A 363-nucleotide genomic window follows, 5' to 3' on the forward strand; every position below is an offset into this window, starting at 1 on the left:
CATTCCGCTCTACACGCCGGAATGTCGGAATTGCAAAAGCTGCCTGTCACGCCGCACCAATCTCTGCACTCGACGATGGTCTACSCAGGGCCAGGGCGTGATGCCGGACGGCACCTCGCGCTTCTCCTGTCACGGAGGCGAGGTCTTGCACTAYATGGGCTGYTCRACCTTCGCGAATTTCACGGTSCTGCCCGAGATCGCSSTSGCCAAGGTCCGCGAGGACGCRCCCTTCGACACCATCTGCTATATCGGCTGCGGCGTAACTACCGGGATCGGCGCCGTGATCTACACCGCCAAGGTCTGGCCCGGCGCCAATGTCGTGGTCTTCGGACTCGGTGGTATCGGCCTCAACGTCATTCGGGG

Annotated in this window: 1 pseudogene; it reads left to right on the forward strand. The window is 62.1% G+C overall.

Going from position 1 to position 363, the window contains the following annotated elements:
* Positions 1 to 363 (forward strand): annotated as a pseudogene (locus AB4Y92_RS26680) (S-(hydroxymethyl)glutathione dehydrogenase); the annotation flags it as partial.

It is taken from the genome of Lysobacter sp. TAB13, from assembly GCF_052113885.1.
GTDB classification, from domain to species: Bacteria; Pseudomonadota; Gammaproteobacteria; order Xanthomonadales; family Xanthomonadaceae; genus Lysobacter; species Lysobacter gummosus.